This is a genomic window from Methylobacterium indicum, assembly GCF_017347565.1.
Classification (GTDB): domain Bacteria; phylum Pseudomonadota; class Alphaproteobacteria; order Rhizobiales; family Beijerinckiaceae; genus Methylobacterium; species Methylobacterium indicum.
In genome coordinates, this window is the sequence record NZ_AP024145.1 from 5,594,108 (window position 1) to 5,617,216 (window position 23,109).

Annotated in this window: 22 protein-coding genes and 1 pseudogene; 14 read left to right on the forward strand and 9 right to left on the reverse strand. The window is 69.6% G+C overall.

Annotated elements, in window-relative coordinates:
* Positions 1 to 34 precede the first annotated feature (34 nt).
* From miv_RS25960 to miv_RS25970, 3 genes are all read left to right on the forward strand, one after another.
* Positions 35 to 826 carry a Crp/Fnr family transcriptional regulator gene (locus miv_RS25960; protein ID WP_207179715.1) on the forward strand — a complete coding sequence of 264 codons (792 nt, stop codon included), beginning with the start codon at positions 35 to 37 and terminating at the stop codon, positions 824 to 826.
* Positions 813 to 1,094, forward strand: a complete 282-nt coding sequence (locus miv_RS25965) for a hypothetical protein (protein WP_207179717.1) — start codon at positions 813 to 815, stop codon at positions 1,092 to 1,094. Before miv_RS25960 ends, miv_RS25965 begins: the two co-directional genes overlap by 14 nt.
* Before the next feature lie 80 nt (positions 1,095 to 1,174).
* Complete coding sequence (locus miv_RS25970; protein ID WP_425312941.1) at positions 1,175 to 2,008, forward strand: ABC transporter substrate-binding protein; 834 nt, start codon at positions 1,175 to 1,177, stop codon at positions 2,006 to 2,008.
* Here the strand turns inward: miv_RS25970 and miv_RS25975 are convergent, their stop codons facing one another.
* On the reverse strand, positions 2,009 to 2,713 hold the full coding sequence (locus tag miv_RS25975) for an ABC transporter permease (RefSeq protein ID WP_207179718.1): 705 nt from the start codon (positions 2,711 to 2,713) through the stop codon (positions 2,009 to 2,011).
* 158 nt (positions 2,714 to 2,871) lie between these two features.
* Here miv_RS25975 and miv_RS25980 point away from each other — a divergent pair, with 158 nt between their 5' ends.
* Together miv_RS25980 and serA are read left to right on the forward strand one after the other, a co-directional pair.
* Positions 2,872 to 4,047, forward strand: coding sequence for a phosphoserine transaminase (locus miv_RS25980; protein ID WP_207179720.1), 1,176 nt, complete (start codon positions 2,872 to 2,874; stop codon positions 4,045 to 4,047).
* Between the two features lie 387 nt (positions 4,048 to 4,434).
* On the forward strand, positions 4,435 to 6,033 hold the full coding sequence (gene serA / locus miv_RS25985) for a phosphoglycerate dehydrogenase (RefSeq protein WP_207179721.1): 1,599 nt from the start codon (positions 4,435 to 4,437) through the stop codon (positions 6,031 to 6,033).
* Positions 6,034 to 6,179: 146 nt separating this feature from the next.
* Here the strand turns inward: serA and miv_RS25990 are convergent, their stop codons facing one another.
* Both miv_RS25990 and miv_RS25995 read right to left on the reverse strand, forming a co-directional pair.
* Entirely contained in the window at positions 6,180 to 6,464 is a 285-nt protein-coding gene (locus miv_RS25990) for a PIN domain-containing protein (RefSeq protein WP_244748706.1), read from the reverse strand.
* Positions 6,461 to 6,703 (reverse strand): AbrB/MazE/SpoVT family DNA-binding domain-containing protein, encoded by a 243-nt coding sequence (locus tag miv_RS25995; protein WP_048461746.1) that lies wholly within the window; start codon positions 6,701 to 6,703, stop codon positions 6,461 to 6,463. The genes miv_RS25990 and miv_RS25995 overlap by 4 nt, the downstream gene beginning before the upstream one ends.
* A gap of 227 nt (positions 6,704 to 6,930) precedes the next feature.
* Here miv_RS25995 and mtnA point away from each other — a divergent pair, with 227 nt between their 5' ends.
* Both mtnA and miv_RS26005 read left to right on the forward strand, forming a co-directional pair.
* The gene (gene mtnA, locus miv_RS26000) at positions 6,931 to 8,028 is read left to right on the forward strand and encodes an S-methyl-5-thioribose-1-phosphate isomerase (RefSeq protein WP_207179722.1); all 1,098 of its coding nucleotides are present in this window, start codon (positions 6,931 to 6,933) and stop codon (positions 8,026 to 8,028) included.
* A gap of 47 nt (positions 8,029 to 8,075) precedes the next feature.
* Positions 8,076 to 8,881, forward strand: a protein-coding gene (locus tag miv_RS26005; RefSeq protein WP_207179723.1) for an IS5 family transposase whose coding sequence is annotated in 2 segments (ribosomal slippage) — positions 8,076 to 8,418 and positions 8,418 to 8,881 — 807 coding nt in all. Because the reading frame shifts where the segments join, the coding sequence is not laid out codon by codon here.
* 72 nt (positions 8,882 to 8,953) lie between these two features.
* Here miv_RS26005 and miv_RS26010 read toward each other — a convergent pair.
* The 3 genes from miv_RS26010 to miv_RS26020 form a co-directional block, all read right to left on the reverse strand.
* Positions 8,954 to 9,898 (reverse strand): HlyD family type I secretion periplasmic adaptor subunit, encoded by a 945-nt coding sequence (locus miv_RS26010; RefSeq protein WP_207183636.1) that lies wholly within the window; start codon positions 9,896 to 9,898, stop codon positions 8,954 to 8,956.
* 72 nt (positions 9,899 to 9,970) lie between these two features.
* Entirely contained in the window at positions 9,971 to 10,408 is a 438-nt protein-coding gene (locus miv_RS26015) for a biotin/lipoyl-binding protein (protein ID WP_207179724.1), read from the reverse strand.
* Between the two features lie 55 nt (positions 10,409 to 10,463).
* Positions 10,464 to 11,126 carry an ABC transporter transmembrane domain-containing protein gene (locus tag miv_RS26020; RefSeq protein ID WP_244749084.1) on the reverse strand — a complete coding sequence of 221 codons (663 nt, stop codon included), beginning with the start codon at positions 11,124 to 11,126 and terminating at the stop codon, positions 10,464 to 10,466.
* On the opposite strand from miv_RS26020, the gene miv_RS26025 reads away from it, so the two are divergent.
* The gene (locus tag miv_RS26025; RefSeq protein WP_207183692.1) at positions 11,116 to 11,505 is read left to right on the forward strand and encodes a hypothetical protein; all 390 of its coding nucleotides are present in this window, start codon (positions 11,116 to 11,118) and stop codon (positions 11,503 to 11,505) included. The genes miv_RS26020 and miv_RS26025 overlap by 11 nt on opposite strands.
* Before the next feature lie 966 nt (positions 11,506 to 12,471).
* On the opposite strand, the gene miv_RS26030 is transcribed toward miv_RS26025, so the two are convergent.
* The 3 genes from miv_RS26030 to miv_RS26040 are packed head-to-tail and all read right to left on the reverse strand — an operon-like array spanning position 12,472 to position 18,532.
* Entirely contained in the window at positions 12,472 to 15,537 is a 3,066-nt protein-coding gene (locus tag miv_RS26030) for a DEAD/DEAH box helicase family protein (RefSeq protein ID WP_207179727.1), read from the reverse strand.
* Positions 15,534 to 17,342: a phospholipase D family protein gene (locus miv_RS26035; RefSeq protein ID WP_207179729.1), complete on the reverse strand. Its 1,809-nt coding sequence runs from the start codon at positions 17,340 to 17,342 to the stop codon at positions 15,534 to 15,536. The genes miv_RS26030 and miv_RS26035 overlap by 4 nt, the downstream gene beginning before the upstream one ends.
* Positions 17,339 to 18,532, reverse strand: a complete 1,194-nt coding sequence (locus tag miv_RS26040) for a DUF6361 family protein (protein ID WP_207179731.1) — start codon at positions 18,530 to 18,532, stop codon at positions 17,339 to 17,341. Before miv_RS26040 ends, miv_RS26035 begins: the two co-directional genes overlap by 4 nt.
* 1,121 nt (positions 18,533 to 19,653) lie before the next feature.
* Between miv_RS26040 and miv_RS26045 the strand changes: the two genes are divergently transcribed.
* The 6 genes and pseudogenes from miv_RS26045 (at position 19,654) to miv_RS26075 (ending at position 23,103) form a co-directional block, all read left to right on the forward strand.
* A complete protein-coding gene (locus miv_RS26045) occupies positions 19,654 to 20,856 on the forward strand; it encodes a ComEC/Rec2 family competence protein (protein ID WP_244748707.1) in 1,203 nt (400 codons plus the stop codon).
* A gap of 66 nt (positions 20,857 to 20,922) precedes the next feature.
* Positions 20,923 to 21,506 (forward strand): annotated as a pseudogene (locus miv_RS33460) (IS630 family transposase); the annotation flags it as partial.
* Between the two features lie 212 nt (positions 21,507 to 21,718).
* Positions 21,719 to 21,868: a hypothetical protein gene (locus miv_RS26060; protein ID WP_207179737.1), complete on the forward strand. Its 150-nt coding sequence runs from the start codon at positions 21,719 to 21,721 to the stop codon at positions 21,866 to 21,868.
* Positions 21,865 to 22,173, forward strand: coding sequence for a hypothetical protein (locus miv_RS26065; RefSeq protein WP_244748708.1), 309 nt, complete (start codon positions 21,865 to 21,867; stop codon positions 22,171 to 22,173). Before miv_RS26060 ends, miv_RS26065 begins: the two co-directional genes overlap by 4 nt.
* 248 nt (positions 22,174 to 22,421) lie before the next feature.
* Positions 22,422 to 22,679, forward strand: coding sequence for a type II toxin-antitoxin system prevent-host-death family antitoxin (locus miv_RS26070; protein WP_111474433.1), 258 nt, complete (start codon positions 22,422 to 22,424; stop codon positions 22,677 to 22,679).
* A gap of 1 nt (position 22,680) precedes the next feature.
* A complete protein-coding gene (locus miv_RS26075; RefSeq protein WP_053220948.1) occupies positions 22,681 to 23,103 on the forward strand; it encodes a hypothetical protein in 423 nt (140 codons plus the stop codon).
* The last annotated feature ends 6 nt before the right edge of the window (positions 23,104 to 23,109 follow it).

Here is a 23,109-nt window from a genome sequence, read left to right on the forward strand (position 1 = left end):
CCTGTCGCGACGCACCCCGGACCGCACCGCCGCCATGCCCGATTCCGCCGGCTACATGCTGCACCGGCCCGAGATCCTGGGGGCCCTGCAACGCGGCGAGGCGGCGCTCGACCGGGTGATGGCCGGGTCCGGGCGGATCTACCCGGCCGGCCGCCTGCTGGTGGAGGCGGGCAGCCCGAACGACACGGTCTTCCGCCTGCGCAAGGGCTGGGTCGGCCGCCTGCGCACCCTGGAGGACGGACGCAGCCAGTTCATCCTCATCTTCCTGCCGGGCGACCTGTTCGCGGTCAAAAGCCTGTTTGCGACCCACAGTCCGGATGCCGTGCAGGCCCTGTCCGAGATCCTGGTCGAGCAGGTCGACCACCGGACCCTGCGCGAGGCCTACGAGCGCGACCCCGACCTCGCCACCCGCTGCATGTGGCAGGTGATCGAGGAGGAGCGCCGGTTGCACAACTGGGTGGTCGGCCTCGGCCGCGGCAGCGCCGACGAGCGCTTGGCGATGCTGCTGGTCGATTTCCGCGGCCGCCTGATCCTCTCGGGCACCCTCGCCCCCGAGGCGATGGCCTTCGACCTGCCGATGACCCAGGAGCAGATCGGCGACCATCTCGGCATCTCCAACGTCCATGTGAACCGGGTGCTGCGCTCGTTCCGGGAAAGCGGCGTCGTCGCGATGCGGGGGCGCCGGGTGACGATCGGCGACCTCGACGGCCTGGTGCGGATCGCCGGGCCGCTTCTCGACATCTCCGAGCGCGGCCGGCCGGAATTCGTCGGCATGCGGGAGGCCGGCGGCGGCGAGCGGATGGGTAACGACGATGCCGGAGCCTGAGCGCGACGGGACGCCGACCGGGTCGGACCGGGTCTACGCCGCCGAGGCCCAGGCGGCCCTGATGCTGGTCGAGAGCCTGATGCTGGTCCTCGTCGAGCGCCGGGTGATCCCGGCGGCGGACCTCGTCGAGGCGGTCGAGACCGTGATCGAGACCAAGCGCCGGCTGGCGGCGGACGGGCGGGAGCCCGCGGTCGCGACCCAGGCCGCCGCTCTGCTGACGACGATCGCCAACAGCCTCGCGGCGGCGGCACCGCCCGCGAAGAGGTGATCCCCCGGGCGCGAATCGTCCTGGCGCCGCGGCCGGGCCGCGGGCTATCGCTGGCCGACACCGCCACCGGAGACCCGCCCTTGAGCCTCCCGATCTCACGCCGCCTCGCGCTCGCCGCGCTCCTCGCGCTTGCGCCCGTCCTGCCCGCGACCGCACAGGAGCGGGCGATCACGCTCGCCTCCACCACCTCGACCGAGCAATCGGGCCTGTTCGGCCATCTGCTGCCGATCTTCCAGCGCGAGACCGGCATCGCGGTCCGCGTCGTCGCGGTCGGCACCGGCCAGGCCTTGGCCATCGGCGCCAAGGGCGATGCCGACGCGCTCCTCGTCCACGACCGGGCCGGCGAGGACAAGTTCGTCGCTGATGGCCACGGCCTCGACCGCCGGGACGTGATGGCGAACGACTTCGTGATCGTCGGCCCCGCCGCCGACCCGGCCGGCATCAAGGGCGGACGCGACGCGACGGACGCGCTCGCCCGCATCGCCAAGGCCAAGGCGCCCTTCGCCAGCCGCGGCGACGACAGCGGCACCAACCGCACCGAACTGCGCCTGTGGAAGAAGGCCGGCATCGAGGCCCGGGGCCTGGGGAGCGGCTACCGCGAGCTCGGCCAGGGCATGGGCCCGACGCTGAACGCCGCTGCCGCGATGGATGCCTACACCCTGACCGACCGGGCGACCTGGGCGAACTTCAAGAACCGCCAGAACCTCGTGATCCTGGTCCAGGGCGACCCTGCGCTGTTCAACCCCTACGGCTCGATCCTGGTGAACCCGTCGAAGAACCCGCAGATCCACGCGGCCGACGCCAAGATCTGGCACGAGTGGCTGACCTCCGAGCGCGGCCGCGCAGCCATCGCCTCGTTCACGATCAACGGCGAGCAGCTGTTCTTCCCGACCGGCACGATGCCGACGCAGTGATCACCCGCGGGGCGCCGCCGCCACCCGGCTGATCCCGAAGGCGGCGGCGCTCACCACCAGCGTCAGGCTGACGAGGACGAGCCCGAGGCCCAGCGCCAGCGCCAGGTCGCCGCGGCTCGTCTCGAGCGCGATGCTGGTCGTCATGGTGCGGGTGTAGCCGCGGATGTTGCCCCCCACCATCAGGATGGCACCGACCTCCGCGATGGCCCGCCCGAACGCCGCCAGGAAGGCGGTGACGAGGGGCGCGGGCGCCATGGCGAGGAGGATCCGCGCCGCGTGTCCCGGTCCGACCCCGTCGACGCGCAGGGCGTCGCCGTATTCGGCCCACAGGGCCTCGCAGGTGCGGTGCGAAAGGGCCGCGACGATCGGCAGGGCGAGCGCCCCTTGCGCGATCACCATGGCGCCCGGCGTGAACAGCAGGCCGAGGCTCCCCAGCGGCCCCGAGCGCGAGACCAGCAGGTACAGCACCAGCCCCACCACCACCGGCGGCAGGCCGAGGAGCGCGTTGATGAGGACGAGCACCGCGCCGCGGCCGGGAAACCGCGTCGCGGCGAGGAGCGCGCCGAGCGGCGCGCCGAGGACGAAGCCGAGGGCCGCTGCCGTCAGGCTCACCCGCAGCGACAGGCCGACGATGGCGACGAGGTCGGCATCCCCCCGCAGGATCATCGCCACCGCCAGCCCGAGGGCGCGCCCGAACTCGTCCATGTCACCCTCGTGTCACCGGCTCCCCTCGTATCCGGCCGGGCGCCGGCCGGCCAGGGTGCGGTGACGACAGGCTTGACGCGGGGGCCGGCGCGGCGCATCCCCGGCGGCGGGACACCTCTCCCCACCGAGAGGCGCCCATCTGGAAGGATGGACACAGCATGACGACGACCCGCCTCCCCGAGGTGCGCCCGCGCGCGCCCTTCTTCTCCTCCGGCCCCTGCGCCAAGCGCCCCGGCTGGACCCCCGAGGCCCTCTCCGATGCGGCGCTCGGCCGCTCGCACCGGGCGAAGCTCGGCAAGGCCAAGCTCAAACAGGCGATCGACCTGACCCGCAGCGTGCTGCAGGTGCCGGCCGACTATCGCATCGGCATCGTGCCGGCCTCCGACACCGGCGCCGTCGAGATGGCGATGTGGTCGCTCCTCGGCGCCCGCCCGGTCGACATGCTGGCCTGGGAATCTTTTGGCGAGACCTGGGTCACCGACGCGATCAAGCAGCTCAAGCTCGATGCCCGCGTGATCAAGGCGCCCTACGGCCGCCTGCCCGATCTCTCCACCGTCGACACCCGCACCCGCGACGTGGTGTTCACCTGGAACGGAACCACCTCGGGCGTTCGCGTACCGAATGCCGACTGGATCGCCGCCGACCGCGAGGGGCTGACGATCTGCGACGCCACCTCGGCGGCCTTCGCGCAGGACCTCGACTGGCCAAAGCTCGATGTCGTGACCTTCTCCTGGCAGAAGGTGCTCGGCGGCGAGGCGGCGCACGGGATGCTGATCCTCTCGCCCCGCGCCGTCGCGCGGCTGGAGAGCCACGTCCCGGCCTGGCCGATGCCGAAGATCTTTCGCATGACCAAGGGCGGCAAGCTGATCGAGGGCATCTTCCAGGGCGAGACCATCAACACGCCCTCGATGCTGGCGGTCGAGGACTATACCGACGCGCTCCTGTGGGCCGACAAGCTCGGGGGGCTGCCGGCCCTGCGCGCCCGCGCCGACCGCAATGCCGGCGTCATCGCCGACTGGGTCGCCCGCACGCCCTGGATCGCCAACCTCGCTGAGGACCCGGCGACGGCGTCCAACACCAGCGTCTGCCTCGTGGTGAGCGATCCCGACGTGGTCGGACGCGGGCCGGAGGCCGTGGCCGCGGTGGCCAAGGGCATCACCACGGCGCTCGACCGCGAGGGCGTCGCCCTCGACATCGGCTCCTACCGCGATGCGCCTCCCGGCCTGCGGATCTGGTGCGGCGCCACCGTCGAGGCGTCCGACCTCGAAGCCCTGACGCCGTGGCTCGACTGGGCCTTCGCCCAGGAGAAGGCCCGCCTGACGCAGGCGGCCTGACACCCACCATCGCCGTATTCTCGGCGCCGGAGCCCCGCGGGAGCCGGCGTCGGCCGGGCGTGGCCCACGACGATCACACATTGCCGAATGAAGCGCGGGCTCTCTCCTCTCCCCGCGGGCGGGGAGAGGGTCGCTTGCACCTTGGTGTGCAAGCGACGAGCGCAGGCGCAGCCGGAGCGAGGGTGAGGCGGTGTCTCCGGATGAGACTCTTCCGGCACCACCCCCTCACCCTCGGCTGCCGCCTCGCTGTTGACCCGACAAGGGGTCAACAGCCCTCTCCCCGCCCGCGGGGAGAGGAGGATGCGTACAACCCGGTGTGACCACGCGAGCCCCCGGCCGACCCGCTCCCTCAGCGGGGCGATGGCGCGACCCCTATCGAGGCTCGCCATGCCCACCCCCATCAAAAAAGTCCTGATCTCGGACACCCTCTCGCCCGCGGCGATCGCGATCTTCCGCGAGCGCGGCATCCAGGCCGATCTCCGCCCCGAGCTCGGCAAGGACAAGGAAGCCCTCGCCGCGGCCATCGGCGAGTATGACGGCCTCGCCGTCCGCTCGACCACGAAGGTCTCCGCCGCCCTCCTGGAGCGCGCCGGCAACCTCACGGTGATCGGCCGGGCCGGCATCGGCGTCGACACGATCGACGTGCCCGCCGCGACCGCCCGCGGCGTGATCGTGATGAACACGCCGCACGGCAACGCCGTGACCACCGCCGAGCACGCCATCGCGCTGATGCTCTCGCTCGCCCGCCAGATCCCGCAGGCCGACGCCTCGACGCAAGCCGGGCGCTGGGAGAAGAACCGCTTCCTCGGCATCGAGCTGACCGCCAAGACGCTCGGGGTGATCGGCTGCGGCAATATCGGGGCGATCGTCGCCGATCGCGGCATCGGCCTGCGGATGCGGGTCATCGCCTACGACCCGTTCCTGACGCCCGAGCGCGCCGTGGCGCTCGGCGTCGAGAAGGTCGAGCTCGACGACCTCCTGCGCCGGGCCGACGTCATCACCCTGCACGTCCCGCTGACGGACAAGACCCGCAACATCCTGTCGGCCGAGGCGCTGGCGCGGACGAAGCCCGGGGTGCGGATCGTCAACTGCGCCCGCGGCGGCCTCGTCGACGAGGTGGCGTTGCGCGCCGCTCTCGAATCCGGCCACGTCGCGGGCGCGGCCTTCGACGTGTTCACCGAGGAGCCGGCCAAGGACAACGTGCTGTTCGGCCATCCCAACATGGTCTGCACGCCGCATCTCGGCGCCTCGACCACCGAGGCGCAGGAGAACGTGGCGCTCCAGGTCGCCGAGCAGATGAGCGACTACCTGCTCCACGGGGCGATCCGCAACGCGGTCAACTTCCCGTCGATCTCCGCCGAGGAGGCGCCGCGGCTGCGGCCCTACGTGACGCTCGCCGAGCAGCTCGGTTCGTTCCTCGGCCAGCTCACCGAGGCGCCGATCCGCGGCATCCGCATCGTCTACGAGGGCGAGGCGGCGGAGCTGAACACCAAGGCGCTCACCGCCGCCGCGGTGACGGGCGCGCTGCGGCCGTTCCTGGAGGGCGTCAACATGGTCTCGGCGATCGAGGTGGCGCGGGCCCGCGGCATCCAGGTCGAGACCGCGACCCGCACCGCCGTCGAGGGCCCCTACGCGTCGCGCCTCCACCTGACGGTCGAGGCCGAGGACATGCCCCGCGACGCCGCCGGCACGGTGTTCGGCGACGGTCGCCCGCGCTTCGTCGAGATCCGCGGCATCGCGCTCGAGGCCGCGGTGGCGCCGCACATGCTCTACATCCGCAACGCCGACCAGCCCGGCTTCATCGGCCGCTTCGGCACGCTGATGGGCGAGGCCGGCGTCAACGTCGCCACCTTCCATCTCGGCCGCGACCGGCCGGGCGGCGACGCGATCTGCTTTGCCGCCGTCGACGAGCCGGTCTCGGGCGACCTGCTGGAGGCGATCGAGGCGATCCCCCAGGTGAAGCGGGCGCGGGCGGTGCGGTTCTGAGGGCGCGTGGGGCGGGATGCCCGGTCGGCGTCTCGCCCCGTCAGCGGATGGTCTCGACCTCGACGGCGACGGCTGCGGCGATGTCGCACCAGCGCCGCTCGGCCCGACAGCGCCGTCGCGGCCTCTCGTCTCGTCAAAGCCAGGCATTAACGGTCGCCGAGCGACAACCCGAGCGGCAGTGTGATCGGCCGTAGCATGCCGGCGGAGACGGACAGATCCCGATCGGCCGGTACGACACGGATCGGGAGCGGCCGTAACATCGCCTCGATGCCCGTGCGCGCCGCACCGAGCTTGGCGTCATGGCTGACGACCTCGGCCCAGTTGACGGCACCCATCGCGGCGCCGTCGAGGACGGCCTTGACGCGATCGGCGCCCGGTTCGTCGAGCAGGAGCGCGAGCAACGCCGATGCGTCGAGAACGAAGGCGCTCATTCGGCGCCCGTGTCACCCATGCGCGCCGCAAGAAAATCGTCGACCGATGCCCCGGACCGGCCCGCGACGAGGCGTCGGCTCAGGGCCTGCGCCCTGGCGACGGCTTGGTCGAGCGTGCGGAGCACGATGGCTTCGCCGGTATCCTCCACCAGCACCTCTCCCCCCCGAGTCAGGCCGTGCCGCTCGCGCAAGGCCTCGGGAAGGTTGAGGCTTCCATCAGGCAGGACGAGAGCCTTCATGGTCGATCCTCCGATCACGCCTTCCAGTCTAGCACGAATGGGCGTGCCGTGATCGCCTCGTTGGAGAGAGGAGAGTGCCGATCAGCCGTTCGGGCCATTCGCAGGCGATCCGCACGCCGCCAGGGCTTTGGCTCGACGCGGTGTCGAGGAGCGAATCGTCTGCACTGGATGGCGGCGACCCACGGGACGGGCCTCCCCGCCCCCGCCATTCGTGCTAAACCCCGCCCATGAAGATCGACGGCCGCCACTACCGCACCATCTTCCCCGCGCCCGACGGCGAGGGGATCTGCGTCATCGACCAGACCCGCCTGCCCTTCGCCTTCGAGACGAAGACGCTGAAGAGCGAGGCGGAGGCTGCGATCGCGATCCGCACCATGATCGTGCGCGGCGCGCCGCTCATCGGCGCCACCGCGGCCTACGGCCTGGCGCTGGCGATGCGGGAGGACCCGTCCGACGCCAACCTCGACGGGGCGCGGGCCCGCCTCGCGGCGACGCGGCCGACGGCGATCAACCTGGCTTGGGCCCTCGACCGGGTGGCAGGGGTGCTGCAACCGCTGTCGCCGGGCGAGCGCGAGACCGCGGCCTTCGCGGAGGCCGCCCGCATCGCCGACGAGGACGTGGCGAGCTGCCGGGCGATCGGCGAGCACGGGGCGGCGCTGATCGCCGCGATCGCGCGCAAAAAATCCGGGCCGGTCAACGTGCTGACCCATTGCAATGCCGGCTGGCTCGCCACGGTCGATTGGGGCACCGCGCTGGCGCCGATCTACGTGGCGCACGATGCCGGCGTACCGGTCCATGTCTGGGTCGACGAGACGCGGCCCCGCAACCAGGGCGCGGCGCTCACCGCCTACGAGCTCAACGCCCACGGCGTGCCCCACACCGTCATCGCCGACAATGCCGGCGGCCACCTGATGCAGCACGGAGAGGTCGATCTCTGCATCGTCGGCTCGGACCGGACGACCTCGACCGGCGACGTCTGCAACAAGATCGGCACCTACCTGAAGGCGCTGGCCGCCCGCGATTGCGGCGTGCCGTTCTACGCCGCCCTCCCGTTCTCGACCATCGACTGGACGCTCACCGACGGCGTCGCCGGCATTCCGATCGAGGAGCGCGACGCCCGCGAGGTGACCCATCTCACCGGCCGCACCGACGAGGGCGCCTTCGCGACGGTCGCGGTGGTCTCGCCGGGCAGCCCGGTGGCGAATCCGGCCTTCGACGTGACGCCGGCGCGCCTCGTCACCGGGATCATCACCGAGCGCGGCGTGGCGGAAGCGACGCCCGAGGGGCTGCTCGGGCTCTATCCGGAGCGCCGGGCGGCGGCTTAGAGCGCCTAACAGAACGGTACGATCGGGGCGGTTGAGCGTTGTCTGGTATGGCTCGCCCGCTTCTTCCCGACGATCTCTGGGCTGCAATTGCCCCGCTTCTGCCGCCACATCCACCTCGCCCCAAGGGTGGGCGTCGTCGGCTGGACGACCGCGCCGCCCTGACGGGCATCCTGTTCGTGCTGCGCTCGGGCATCCCGTGGGAGATGCTGCCGACCGAGATGAATTGCGGTTGCGGGATGAGCTGCTGGCGCCGGCTACGCGACTGGCAGGCCGCCGGCGTGTGGCGGCGACTGCATCAGGTCCTGCTTGAGCGCCTGCACGCGGCGGGCGAGATCGACTGGAGCCGGGCGAGCGTCGACAGCGCGAGCGTGCCGGCAAAAAAAGGGGGTCTGACACCGGCCCGAACCCGACGGACCGGGGCAAGGCGGGGACCAAGCGCCACCTCGTCACCGACGCGCGTGGCACGCCGCTCGGCCTCGTTCTGACCGGCGCCAACCGCCACGACAGCCCGCTGATGGCCCCGACGCTGGACGCGATCCCGCCCTTGCGCAGCGGGCAGCGGGGACGCCCGCGCCAGCGCCCCGACAAGCTGCACGCCGACAAGGCCTACGATGCCAAAGCGCGGCGGCTGGAGTGCCTGGCGCGTGGGATAAGGCCGCGGATTGCCCGGCGCGGCATCGAGCGGAGCGACAGGCTCGGGCGGCATCGCTGGGTGGTCGAGCGCAGCCATGCCTGGTTCAACCGCGCCCGCCGCTTGCCCGTCCGCTACGAACGCCGCGCCGACATCTACGAGGCCTTCACATTCCTCCAGGCCAGCCTCATCACCATCCGCCAGATCGAGCGGTTCTGTTAGGCGCTCTAAGGCCCTGCGCGTGGCGGGCATACCGATCGACCACACCGAGGCGCATGCCACCGCGACGGGCGCCTACCGCTCCGGTCCCGCCTCATCCAGCGACCGCGTGATCGGCGAGAGCAGGTATTGGATGATTGGCCGCTCGCCGGTCTTGATCTCGGCCTGGACCGAGAGGCCGGGGCCGAAGGGCTGGTCGCGTCCGCGGACGCGGAAGCTGGTCTGGAGCAGGCGGATGCGGGCGGCATAGACGAGGCCGGACTGGAGCGGGCGGCCCTTGTCGTCTTGCTGGGGCGTGGCGGACTGGGCGAGGTCGATCGCGTCGCGGCTGATGCCCTCGACGAGGCCCGGCACGAGGCCGTACTCGGTGAACGGGAAGGCCTCGAGCTTGACCCGCACCGGCTGGCCCACGCGCACGAAGCCGACCTCCTTGTCGAGGAGGTGGGCTTCGACCTCGATCTCGGCGCCGTCGGGGACGATGACCATCAGGGGTCGGGCCGGCTGCACCACGCCGCCGATCGTCGCCACCGCGAGTTGCTGCACCGTCCCGGCGACCGGGGCGCGCAGTTGCAGCATTTCGCGCCGGCGCACCGCCTTGCGCAGGTCCTCGCCGGCGATCTGGGCCTTGTCGCGGGCCTGCGGCAACTCGGTCACGGCCGTCTTCGCCAGGGTCTCGCGCAGGCGGCGGCTCTCGGCCTCGAGCGCGGTGTACGCGAGACGCGTCCGCGTCGCGTTGGCGAGCTGCACCTCGACGTTCCGGATGTGCTCGATGCGCTGCTGCTCGTATTCGAGCAACTTGAGGCGCGCGAAGCTGCCCTGGTTGGTCAGGTGGCGGCGGGCCTCGAGCTGCTCGTCGATCAGCGGCTGCGTGCGTCGCAGCTTGGTGACCTCGGCCTCGGCCGAGGTGAACTCGGCGGCGCGCTGCGCGGTCTGCTGGTGCAGGCTCGCGGCCAGGGCCTCGTACCCGGCGATGCTTGCGCGCAGGAACTGCTCCTCGATCGTCGCGGTCGCCGCCGGCAGGCCCCCGGGGCCCGCGAAGGCGGCGGGCTTGCCCGCGAGAGAGGACCAGGAGCGCGGCGCTGCGCGCCTCGGTCACCCGGGCGGCGAGCAGCGCCTGGCGGGCCTGCGCGTCGTCGGCGGTGGCGAGGTCGGGTCGAGCTGGACGAGGAGGTCGCCCTCGGCGACGTGCTGGCCGTTGGCGACGGGGATCGCCCGCACCGCGCCGATCTCCATCGGCTGGATCACCTCGACCTCGGTCGAAGGGATGATCTTGCCGGCCGCCACCACGTCGACGGTGCCGAGCACCGACCACAGCAGTGCCGCGGCGAAGACGGTGCGGATCATCTCCAGGAGCGCCCGCAGGCCAGGGCTCGGCGGCCGCTCCATGATCTCAAGGGCGGCGGGCAGGACCTCGTGGTCGGAGATCGGTCGCCGCGCGTGCTCGGTCCGGTCCTGCGCCGCCCAGGCCGCGCGCAGCACGGCGAGGTGCCGGGCGAAGCCCGGGAAGCGGTCTGCCACCCAGGCGGTCATGTCCGGTGTCCCATCTGCTGGGCGTAGAGCTTGGCGTCGCGGCCGCCGCTGCGCATCAGCGCGTCGTGATCGCCGGCCTCCGTGATCTCGCCGGCCTCGACGGTAACGATCCGGCGGCATTGCCGCACCGCCGACAGGCGATGATGAGGACCGTGCGGCCTCGCGCGATGCCAGCGGGGTTCTGCTTGATCTGCGGCTCGACCGCCATCGCCATGAGCGTGCCGATGCCGATGCCGGCGACGCTCTCGACCAGGACGGCCTGGTTCTCGACGCCGCACCGGAACTTCTCGTCGAGGCGCGCTCGCAGCGGTGGCGTCACCACGACCGAGATCGCGACGTAGAGTAGGATCGACAGTGTGACGATCAGGGTGAGGAGCGGGCTGTCGGCGTACATCACCGCGAAGAACACGACCGTGAAGAACAGGTCGATCACCACCGTGACGGCGCTCGAGGTCAAGAACTCGCGGATTCGCTCGAGCTCGCGCACCCGGGCGACGCTGTCGCCGACCCGCCGCGCCTCGAAGTAGGAGAGCGGCAGGTTGAGCAGGGGGCGAAACAGCCGCGCCGACAGCTCGCTGTCGACCCGGTTGGTGGTGTGAGCGAGCAGCCAGTTGCGCAGGGCCGAGAGGCTGGTTTCGAAGGTCAGGATGGCAATCAGCCCGATCGCCAGCACGTCGAGTGTCGTCAGCGACCGGTGCACCGGCACCTTGTCGATCACCAACTGGAAGAAGATCGGCGAGACCAGGCCCATCAGTTGGAGGAAGAACGAGCCGATCAGCACGTCGCGCAGGGGGGCTGCGGTACTTCACCAGCGCCGGTATGAACCAGCTGACGTCGAAGGGCCGGGCGATTCCGGTCATCAGCTCGCGGGTCGTCATCAGGAGGAGGCGGCCGGAGAAGCGCGCCGCGAAGGTGTCCTGCGTCCAGACCTCCGGCCGCCCGCCGCCGCCCTGGACGAGGTCGCACGTCCCGTCGGGTTGGGGGTCGACCTTGAGCAGGATCACCGCCTCGCCGTGCTGCGTCTCGGCGAGCGCCGGCAGCGGCACCCTCGGCAGGGTCGACAGGCCGACCGCCTTGATCCGCGCGCCGATCCCTAAGCGCCGGGCGATCCGGGCGAGATCCTCCAGCCGGTAGCGGCCGCCCGGCGTGCCGGGGTCGTGGGCGATCTGGCCCGGATCGGCCGGCACGCCAAGAAACTTCGCCACCAGGACGAAGGCCTGCAGCGCGTCGGATCCGGTGGGCGCGTCAGCGACGAGGATCGCGGGGTCAGCGGAGGCGGCATGGCTCGCCCGATCCATCCGCCCGCGCCGCGCCGCGGCCGCCCGTCGCCGGTCCGGTGCACGCGTCACCGGTGTCGTCCCACTCCCGCATCCCGTTCTCGTCCCGATGGAGGCGGTTGGCTGGGCACCCGGTTCCAGGCTCCGGTCCCGGCGTAACGCCGACGGCCCGGCAGGAAAGAGCCGTGACGGCGGATGCGAGCGGTCGAGGGGGAGTGGTCGGAGCCGATCCTTCAGGGGGCGCCGACCGGGATTTCGTCCAGCCGGCAGCGCGGCCCCCAAACGACCCTGACGCGGGCCGCGCCTGTCGCGGGGCGGAGTGTCATGGTCCTTGCTAGCATGAATTCGCCGTCAAATGACCTTAGGTATCACCTGATCACTAAATTTACAGTGGTCTGCATGGCTGATTTCCACCAGAATTGGTGTTGTGTCGTATTGTTATGACGGACGAGTGTAGTCGCTCGACTTCGCCGTGGTGCCCCGCATCCGGCGCCCGCAAGCTGCGGACCTTCGCGACAGGGCAGCGGTTCGTCGCGGCGCTCGCCACGCCTGAGACGTGGGCGGTACCGGACAGGAGAAGTGAACTCCTCACGAAGGTCCACACACTTCAATTCGCATAAGTTTAATTATGGAATTTGATGCTCATTCCAGGCGCAATTCAGATTTTTAACAAAGGATGGTTTGCATGCATCAGCGGGCGCGACCTGAAATCCAGAGTTCCGCGGCATCGCCGGAAACTGGGTGTCCCGAACAAGGAAGTGCCCTCGCCCGGCAGAGCAACGGAGCCTATCGTCGACGATCTTCGGGCGCGCGAACCTCGCACTCAAAGACAGGCCGGCTCATGGCGTCCCCAGCCACTGACGAAGCGAACGCACGCTCCGCATTATAGGCTGACAGGTCGAGCGCGAGACGGCCAAGTTCGGCGACTACCTTTGGATCCTTGGCGTCGAGCATCTCGACGAGTTCCTGCTGTCTGGGCTGGCCGAGCGCGAGCCTGTACAGCGAGCGCTGACGGCAGAGCCGCGCGTAGCGATGGATGTCGCGGCTCCGTTTCAGTGCGAACAGGTGGCGTTCGATCTGTGCGCCGGGAAGCGTCCACCAGGGTCTGAGGCCGGACGCGTCCGCGAATTGGCGCTCGGCCTCGGCGGCGATCGCTGTCCACGGTGACTTTCCAGCGGCCCCGCCCCGTCGTCCCTCCGCCGCGAGTTGCGCTCCCAGTCGTTTGCGTACGACCAGACCCGCAAAGCGTTGGATGCGGCCCTCGCGCTGCTCCAGGTCCACGGGGCTGGAGCACAGGTCCCAGTGGCCGATCCGCTCGCACCACGTATGGAAGTCCAGACCCTCCTGGCCGACCGAGGTGGTGGCGAGCACGTGCGGCCAGAAGGGCGTGTTGAACGCTGCCCGTATGCCCTCGCTCCGGGGAGGACCCTCGTTGGAGGCAGGTTCGCCGGCGGCCGGCTCGGCCTCGGCTCCACCGAAGGGCACCGCGGCATGGCATCGGACGCGGACACCGTCATCGCGATTGCTCAGGCTGCGGAAGGTGAACCAGCCGATCTGGGCCGCGAACGTCGCCCGGAGGTCGTCGGCGAGTTCCTCTCCGGCCTTCTTGGCGCTGCGCGTCCAGAAATGCTCGTCCATCACGCTCTCGAAGCAACCGTCGAGAACGGCCCGCTGCAGCGTCTCCGTCGGCTTTCCCTCGCCGAGGCGCGCCCAGAACACGGGGTTGTCGAGATAGGTCCGCAGCCCGGACCAGCACAGCTTCGTCAACGCGGGCAGGCCCCGGCCAAGTGCGTCCGGATAGTGGCGCAGCAAGGCGCGGCCGAGGGCGACGGCCGGTCCGGACATCGCCATCGCGACCAGGTCGTCGAGTTCGCGGCGGCTTACCCAGGTGAGAGGCCGGGCGCACGAGCGCTCGGCAAGGAGTTCCTTGAGCGCGCTGTCGCAGCCGGCCAGGGGACTCCAGGCCTTGCCGACGGCCACGTCGTGACCGGCCAGCCGTTCGATCGCCGCAAGGATCTCCCATCCCGGCCGGTGCCGTCCGGCACCGCGACGTCCCCCGCCATCGATCGTGATCTTCAACCCGCTGAGGGCGCGAACGAGCTGGCGGCGCACGGCGGCACGGACCCGACCGGGCGTCGTTGCGTCAGGCGCGAGGAGAACGTCGGTCGCGCCGATCAGGAACGGCGAGGGATGGAACAGCGCGACGGTGGCGCCCTGTCCACGCTTGGGCTGGAGCCGGCGCGTCCTCCAGGCCTTCCGGTAGCTTTCCGCGGACCGGCCGAATCGGCGCCGCTCCACCTCGAGGCTGGTAAGCGACGCCAGCGCCGGCGGCGTCGCGCGAAAACGGCTGAAGATGAGCAGCTTGCGCGCGGCGAGCCCGGTCCAGGGCCCGGCAGGTCTCCACCAGGGCAGAGAGGGCCGGACCCACGGCAGCGCGAGGTCGTCCGGATCGGCGATCTCGTGGAGGCGGCGCAGCTTGGCGCTCCCCCAGCCACCGGCCGACGGCGAGTAGAGGCGACCGGAGACCACCTTCGGCACCCCGGCTCGGACGCCGAAGTGCACGTTGCAGGAGATCTGGTAGCTCTGCCCGAGGGCCTGCGCCGGCAGCGGGACCGACAGCCAGTAGGCCATGGCGCTCGTCTTGAACCGGTCGCCGACCCGGTCGGCAAAATGGCGGTAGACGTCGAGATCGGGTCCGTCGAGGGCGACGCCGGTCGCGTCCTGCGGGCCCTCTGCCCCATCGTCGTGCACGGCCCGTTCCGTTCGCGACATGTACGGCCGCAGCAGCGCCTCGATCTCGACCTTGGTGTTCCTCGCCTCGGCGAGCGGCCTTCCATGGTCCGCGCCCGCTGGCAGGCGCCCCAGCGCGTTCAGCTGCCCACCGAACCGCTCGAAGGCCGCGGCGGTCGCGCGCCCCGCCTCGTCTCCGCCCAGGAACGAGACGACGTCGAAGAGTTCTCGGTGCGGCTGCGCCTGCGGACCCACCTCCCAGCGTTCGGCATAGGAGCGGTAGGGCGTCGCCGACAGCAGCAGCGCGGCAGGCCGGCGGTTCGGCGCCGTCGCGCCTCCGAGCAGCCGCGCCGCGATCCGATCCTCCTTCGCCGGCCACAGTAGCCGGGAGTAGCGCTGGAATTCATCGAGGATGACGAGGTCGGGCGGGTTGGCCGCGAGGCTCGCCTCGGCGAGCGCGCGACGGAACCGCGCGATCAGCGCGTGGGGCTTGCCCTTCGCGGCGACCACCGCCTCCCGGACGTCGAGCGGCGCGAACTCCGCCTCGAGGGCTTTGCGGAAGGCCTGCGGGAGCCGGCCGACACCCGCGCGCATCGTCGCGTTCGCCATCCTGAGCGCGGACGGCCAGCTCCTTGTCGCAGCCAGCTGGAAGAACGCCGTCCCCAACGAGCGGTGGACCTGCGGCAGAGCGGCCTTGAGCAGCTTGGACACGAAGGCGCGCTCGACGACACGTCCCGGGCTGCTGCGGGCGCCCGCAGCGGGGAATGACGTCTCCGGTGCGAAGGCATAGAGATGGACTTTGCCCTCGGGGCGCTTCGTGAACGGGATCAGTCCCAGACGATCGGCCCCGGAGAGTGCGGCCTTGCGCTCGTCGGAGGGAAGAAAGGCGAGCAGGTCGCGCTTGTTCTGGTCGCCGACCCTGCTGCCGCTCGTCACGTAGAAGACGACCAGCGGTCGACGGCGACGCGCGGACAGGGCGGCCACGACGTCGCGGGCGACCAGCGTCTTGCCCAGCCCCACCTCGTCGGCGATCAGGAACCGGCGCGTCCCGTCCTCTCGCCGCAGCGCCGCGACAGCGGCGCGTACCGTGGCGGCCTGGAACGCCTTGGCGGTCGCGCTCATGCCGGCAGGCGCTCCCGGGCCAATCGCCAGATCGCCCGCAATTCGCCGAGCGCTCCGAGTTCCTCGTCGCTGAGCAAGCCATCCTGTGCGGACAGTGCATCGCAGTACCGATCGAATTGAGCATCCGCACGGCGGAATCGGGCCTTGTCCGTCCCCCATGCCCCGACGATGTCCTCGAGGGTCAGCAGTTCGAGGTCGCCGAGGCGATCGGCGGGTTCGTCGGCCTGCCCGTCATGCCGGTCCCACCGTCCGCCGCCGTCCCGCACGAGGTCGCCGGACAGGAGCTGGCGCATCCATGCTTGGAACGCGCTGAAGCCCATCAGGCTCGACAGCGCCACGGCGTCGCGGTCCGAGTCCAGCGGCGGCGAGACGGGCGCCCGCTGCATCCAGCCGACGGCGGCGGCGTCGGTGCGCAACTCGCACCGCAGCAGGTCGGTATGTCGGCTTGCCGGGATGTCACCCAGCGGGAGGCGCGTCGCGCCCTCCGGCCAAGGCGACAGGTCCGTCGTGGCGAGACCGGCCAGCAGGCGTGCGCCGTCCGGCAGCCGCGGGATCGGAGCGTCGGTCTCGACGGCGAATGCCGGGCCGTCGCGAACGAGCCTCGGCGACCACGCGCCGACGAGCCGCCGACGGAGGAGTTCGAGCGCCTCGCGGGGGCCCGGCTCCGCAGGCGGGGCCTCTTTCAGGTCCGCGAACGCGACGGGCGACGCCGATCCGGTGAGATGGCCGAGCCCCTCGGTGACGGCCGCTCCGCCCGTCAGTTCCGCGAGCAGCTCGGCATTGCGTCCCTCCCAGGCCCGCGAGGTCGCGTTGGCACTGCCGACAAGGAGCGTGGCCTTGCCGTTCCGCTCGAAACAGAAGAGCTTGGCGTGAAGCGACGGTGTCTGAGGATCCGCATCGTCGAGGGGAGCGGGCGATGCAGCGTCGGCGGCGTCCGCGACGTCGAGCGGCGGTATCGGCGCGTCGAGGGCGAGGATGCGATCGAACCGGTGGAGCGGCGAACTCCGCGCCTGCGCGGCGGCGGTCAGCGCCTGCCGGGTCGACACCAGCGTCCGTCGCGTCCCCTCATCGCCCCACGCGCCGGCCCGTCGCAGGAACGTCGCGTCGAGGAAGGGCGACACCACGGTGATCGCGTCGAGGGGCCCTTGCGCGGGCGCCTGCCGCATCCCGGTACCCTCGTCGGCGACGTCGATCCGGGTTACCTCCACGCCATCCGGCGAGAGCCAGCGCGCGGCCTCGAGTTCCACGACGATCGCATCGACGTCCAGGTCGGGGAGGCCGGATCGTCCCGCGAGCAATCGCCCGACCGTGCCGATGCCCGCGACGCGGCGCCCGCCCTTGCGCCGCCCCGTCGTGCTCTCCAGGAGCAGCCCCACATCGAGGTCGGTCGAACGCGTCAGGTTGCGGCTGCCGAGCCAGAGACGCCACATCGTGCCCCGATCGCAGGCGTAGCGAACGAGCGCCGCCTTCGGATGCCAGCTCCGATGCTCCTCGTCGTAAGGGATCTCGACGACGAACTGGTCGAGGATGCCGGCGAGCACGGGCAGCCTCGACGGGCGGGCGATCCTGCCGCGCTGAACCATGAATCGGGCCCGGCCGCGGAGCGCCTCGACGGCCTGTGCGAAATCCGCGATGGATCCGCTGCCGTCGCCGTCGTTGCGTCCGCAGAGCGTCAGCAGCGCCGCGCCGAGGGCCGAAAGATCGAGCGAGTAGGTCGCGAACAGCGCGAGGTCGACGTCCCAGCCCGGTGCCGGCCTCAGCTCGTCCAGGTAGGGCTGTCCCCTCCACGGGCGGGACGTGCTCATGCGGCCTCGAGGTCCCGCATCATCAGCCGCACGCGATCCCAGCGATAGTGGAGCGGCTCAGGCGACGGGTGCTTGGCGGCGTCCCATTCGATGCGCCGGTCGACACCGCGCTGCTCCTCGGCCAGCCGCGCCCTCGGGCCCTTGCGCTGGATTTCCGCCCGGCGATAGGCCTCGAGCAGGTCCGAGACCTGCGTCCCGCCGCCGCGAATCCAGGCCAGCGTTCGACGCAGCACTTCCTCGACCCGGCTGGGCAGGTCGGGTTGCAGATCGGCGACGAGATCGTCCGGGTCGAGCCCCGAGGCCCAATCGGCGTGACGCGTTAGGACCTCCGCGAGCGCGTCGCGGTGGCGATGGCCTGCGGCGCGACCGTCGCACTCCTTCTGGATCTCCACCAGGGCGGCGTAGGCCCCTCGCCCGATCGCGGCGAGCGAGGCGGCCCGCCCGGCCCGCAGGAGGGCGGGACGGTGTTCGCCGGCGAGGTCGAGGATTGCCTGTTCCCAGCACGAACCGGCATCAGAGATGGAATGCCCGACCAGCCTCGCGAGCAGGGAGGGTGTGTCGGTCGTCGGGCAGCGAACCGCGCGGAGCAGCTTGGCGAGGTGGTGCTTCTCGCGCGGCAGCAGACCGAACCCGAGCGGTGCGTCGGAGTCCCAGCCGTCGGGAGTGGGCGGAAGTTCGGCCACGGGCCAGACCGCTTCCGCGAGCGGCCTGCCGTCGTCGTCCTTCAGGGTACGCCCGCGAGAAGCGGCGGCGAGCGCGCCGAGCTCGACACGGCTCCAGACGCGGCCGCTCGGCTTGAGGTCGACGAGCCCCCAGGTCGAGAGTGCCGTCCAGTAGGCATAGGAAGGCGGCTGGCTGCTGGCCTCCGGCAGGGTCAGGCGGCCGATCACCCCGTATTTCTCCCCCTTCAGCCGCTCGGCCAGTGCGGTTTCCTCCCGGCGCAACGCATCCGTGAACGTGGCGCCGCCGGCACCGCGTGCCTTCAGGCGTTCGAGGATCCACGGGATAAACAGGGAGTAGCGCAGCCGAGTATGGAGCACAGAGGTGCCCGGAAAGAAGCGATCCGCATAGCGCTGGTGGACGATGAGAAAACCGACCTCATCCCGTACGCCGGCGGTCTCGCCGAGCATGAGTTGTTCGGCTTCGCGCAGGGCTGAACGAGAGAGGAAGGTCAGTCCGAACGAGGGCAATGGCGCAAGCTCCGGCCGCCAAAATTCATGTCCACTAAAAATGTTATCATTCAGGCGTCACAAGGAAAGCCCCGATCTTCCAGACCAACCACTTCATACGATGCTTTTCCCTTCAGCCGGATCAATCATTGCCTCAGGCTGCGCTATGGGATCGATAAACAAATCTGGCTGATATCATCGGTTCGCCGAGTTGAAAAGCGGAGTTGTGGCCGCATTTGAATCATTGCCGCTTCGAGCGGACTCCGCACCGCATGCCTACTGGCAGCGCAACGAACACTGGAGCTATGACCGACGCAGTCAAGGGATGTTCCCGTACCCGCCCTCGATAAGATCCAAACTACAAGACAGGCACTGGAGTCCCCGACTTGTGGCGGCGCGCAGCGATCATACAATATATCACTGGAATTAAATTACCGAAAATACCTCTCGATCAATCGTGCTCCAATCCAGCCGCCTACTCGATACTGACGATGACCGCATCAAGGTTGATGAAATACGCCGAGCACGAGCTGCGGCTGCGTGGCGCAGATCGTACTGGCACAATGGGAGTCCGACATCGAGGTCTGCCATTCAGCCCCTCAGCGTCCCGCGCAACACCCCCATCTGACGAGGCTCCCGCAGCATCTTGGCGACCGGGGCGTGCCGAAATCCACGTCGCGCTCCCGCACGCAGCTCACGGCCAACTCGCGCGAAGCCTTGCCGTTCATCAGGATTTGTCTCATAGCAACCTCCCGCGTCTCGCGTAACGGGGAGGGGACCATTCCTGCTTGGCTCTGGTAGGAAATTCTGATCCGGCGCCTGCAGTTCCAATGGGCATACTTTGTATTATAAAATTAGCGCTTTTTATTGGCGCAATCGCTTGTGTTAATATTTTAGATCGTAAAATATTACTAAAAGTTTCGGCGAAGCCTGCAAACGAAATTCATCCGATGAGGCAGCGGGGTGGGCACTTTCGTCGCCGCATTCAGTCCCCTCCCCTCGCCTGACAAAATCCGTTACCACTTCGGTGGAATAGCGCTGAGTGAGAGGAGGTCGTCTTCTATTTTTTCTTCTACCCACCGCCGGAGCCACCGGATTTCCCAAGACGCTGCCTCTATGCTCGCGTCACGCGCATTGACGCCTTGAGCGATCGCCCCTACGGCCGTGTGTCGTTCGAATTCGATGCGATTGATGCCGACATCACGGATGCAGTTGGCCCACAGATAAGAGAACTCTTCCAAGAGGACGAGACGAAGCCCTTCGCGCTGCTGCGCATCATGACGACGACCGCACGCTTCCTCGAAGTCGCGGGCGTAATCCCCAACCCGGGAGACTGGTTCTTTTTGGAAATTGAGCCTCGAGGTCGCCGCCCTGGGCTTATGACATGGCACGCTCAACTCGGGCCAGCGGGCTACACCAGCCACTCACGAGGGCTGACGGTTAGAGCAAGCCGACTGCCGTCCGAGGATGACGGGCCGCGACGCCCGCGTAGCCTCGGAGCAGCGGTGGCTCCGCGAGCAACGCTGCCGCAGCACATTGATCAGATTTCCCGCCTGCCTTCGGCTGCTGCCAGTTCGGCCGCAGTCCGCGCTGTCCTGGCAGGCGTCGCGCCGCCGGCGGCGGTAGTAGTCCGAGATGTGGGGCAGGCGAGCTTCGCCTCCTTAGTGGACATTCAAGGAAAAGCGCTGATTCACTTCGATGTCGGCTTTCCGATCTCCTTCAACAGACACACGTCGCCGAGGAATTTTGCATCTGATCCGACCGAAAGACCATTGGTCGTTCTGTCTCATTGGGACTGGGATCATCTCCATGCAGCATTCGCTCTTCCACATCTGCGGGATTGCGGATGGATTGTTCCGCGTCAGAGGATCGGGCCGGGAGCGGCTAGGCTTGCGGCGATCCTCGCTGCGAAAGGCAATCTCTTGGTCTGGCAGACGGGCTCGATCGTGGCCTTTCCCGGCGGCAGCCTCATGGATTGTGCCGCTCCCGGTGGCAGCCAGAACGATACCGGCCTTGCGCTCCATATCCGCCTCGCCAGCGGCAACACGGCTTTGCTGACAGGTGATGCCGACTATCAATGCCTCCCGCCTGGTTGTGTCGCGCTCGGTCCGGTGACGCACTTGATCGCGACGCATCACGGCGCCCGGTTCAAGTCGCTCGCCCCACAAGTCCCCGTCCCAACGATGCCGGGCTGCACGATGGTCGTCTCCTACGGCACCCGTAATGTTTACCGGCATCCTCACATCGAGGCGTTGCGAGTTCATGCCACCGCAGGCTGGAAAAATTGGGTCTCGACGGCGGGACGGCGTGGTTTTGGGGCGCGTGGTGACCGGTGGCTGCGCTAGAGCGCTGTGCGATCGGCCTGCAACGGCCAAGTTGGGTAGGGGGTTGGTTGGCTGAAGGAGCCGGCGATGATCTCACCCTTGTCCGTCGATCGACGTGAGCGCGTCGTGTCTGCTGTCCTGGCAGGCGCGTCCTGCCGCCAAGCTGGCGAGCGGTTCGGCGTGAGCGCCGCCAGCGTCAGTCGCTGGCACGCCCGCCATCTCCAGAACGGCCACGTCCGACCCAAGCCGATGGGCGGAGACCAGCGCTCGCGGGTCATCGAGGCTCACGCCCCGCGGATCCTGAGGCTGTGCGAGGAGCGCGGCAACATCGTGCTGGCGGAACTGCGCGACGCCTTGGCCGAGCAGGGCGTCACTACCAGCACCAGCAGCCTGTCGCGCTTCCTGGCCCGCCATCGCATCACCCGCAAAAGGGGGCTCTGCACGCTGCCGAGCAGGACCGGTCGGACGTAGCGCAGGCGCGCCAGGCGTGGTTCGAGGGTCAACTCGACCTCGATCCGGACCGTCTGGTGTTCATCGACGAGACAGCCGCGTCGACCCGGATGGCACGTCGCTACGGATGGGCCTCGCGCGGCCAGCGCTGTCGCCTGCCGATGCCGTGCGGGCACTACAAGACTACCACCGTCACGGCGGCCTTGCGCACGAGCGGCCTGACTGTGGTTCGACACCGAAGTGGGACCCCGGGCTGGAACACGAGCAAGTCCCTGAAGCTACATTGGAAATGTCCGCCAAGGCGGGATCCTGATCGGCGCCGATCGGGACCCCGCTAGGGGCCGATATTCTGTTGCAAAATCAAAGCTCTAAGCCACATCCTGTGTGGGGGCCTGCTTCGGTGCTGATACACAGGCAACTCTACGTGGAGGCGATGCACGCTCTCGTGCGCGGCTTCGTCGAGATGGGCTGCGTGCGGCGCGACGCCCGCGTCAGCGTCATCAACGGGCCGATCGGCCGGATGCGCCGGGACCTGCGATCCTGGCTGTGCGAGGCGAGCGGGCTGGCCGGAGGCCGGCCGTGACCGGGCGCCTCGGGCACAACGGTGGGCCGGTCCTCGACGAGCCGGCCGACACCCGCTCCGGCCGGTGCAAGCACTGCCAGCACTGGAAGGCGCCGTCCGACGAGGAGCAGCGGGCCTACGAGTGGTTCCAACTCGGCTTGTCGCGCCGCCGCGTCCGGCGGCCGACCGGCGCCTGCGACCGGGTCCTGATCGGCAACAACCCCAGGCCGGCCTTCTCGGCCACCTCGGGCGAGTTCGGCTGCGGGAATTTCGAGGCCGCGCCGCTCCCGCCGATGCCGAAGGGCGGCGGTTTCGTCACGATTTAGAGCATTTTCCGACGAAGTGGATGCCGGTTCGTCGAAGAAAATGCGGAAAAACAAAGACTTAGAGAGCTTCGCGATTGCAACGCGATCGTGAAGCGCTCTAGCAGGGCGGCCGGATCGTCTGGGAGGGCCACGAGGAGGCGATCCCAGCCCGCTTCCTCCAGGGGGATCTCGACCTGCGACCATCCGGAGGGCGACGATCCATAAATTCTGAGTTATATGTATAACCTGAAAACTCACCAGGACACACCATGCCGGACAAGTCCGTCACGACGGCCGAGTTTCTCCGCCACTTCGGCCGCTACCACGATGAGGCGCGCTTAGCGCCGCTGACCCTGACCAAGCACGGCCGGCCGTCCCTGGTCGTGCTCTCGGCCGACACCTACCGGCAACTGACCGAGCAGGCCGACCCGCGCCGGGCCTATGCCGCGGGGGAGACGCCGCCGGAGCTGGCGCACCTCATCCTGGCCGAGCTCGACCGCCAGTCGGCCGAGCACGGAGGCGACTAGGATGGCGAACCCCTTCCCGTCGGGCTCGGTCATCACCTACCCCTACCTGTGGCGATGGCAGCGCGAAGAGGGCCGCTTCAACGCGCCCAAGGACCGCCCGACCTGCCTCGCCATCACCATCCCAGATCAGGCTCAGGGGCTGACCCACCTCGTCCTGCTGGCCATCTCGGGAACCCCGCCGGGCGAGGAGCAGGTCGCTCTCGAAATCCCGGTGCTCGAGCTGCGCCGGGCCGGCCTGTCGACGCTCAAGCGCGGCTGGATCACGGTCAGCGAGTACAACTACGACGTCGCCGAGCGATCCTTCCACTTCGACCCGAACCAGACCGCACGGGGCTCGTTCGGTCCCGGGTTCATGAACCAGATCCGGGCCGCGATCCGCCCGCTCTTCACCGCTGCGCAGGGCCGGATCGATCGGACCCGGTGACAGAAC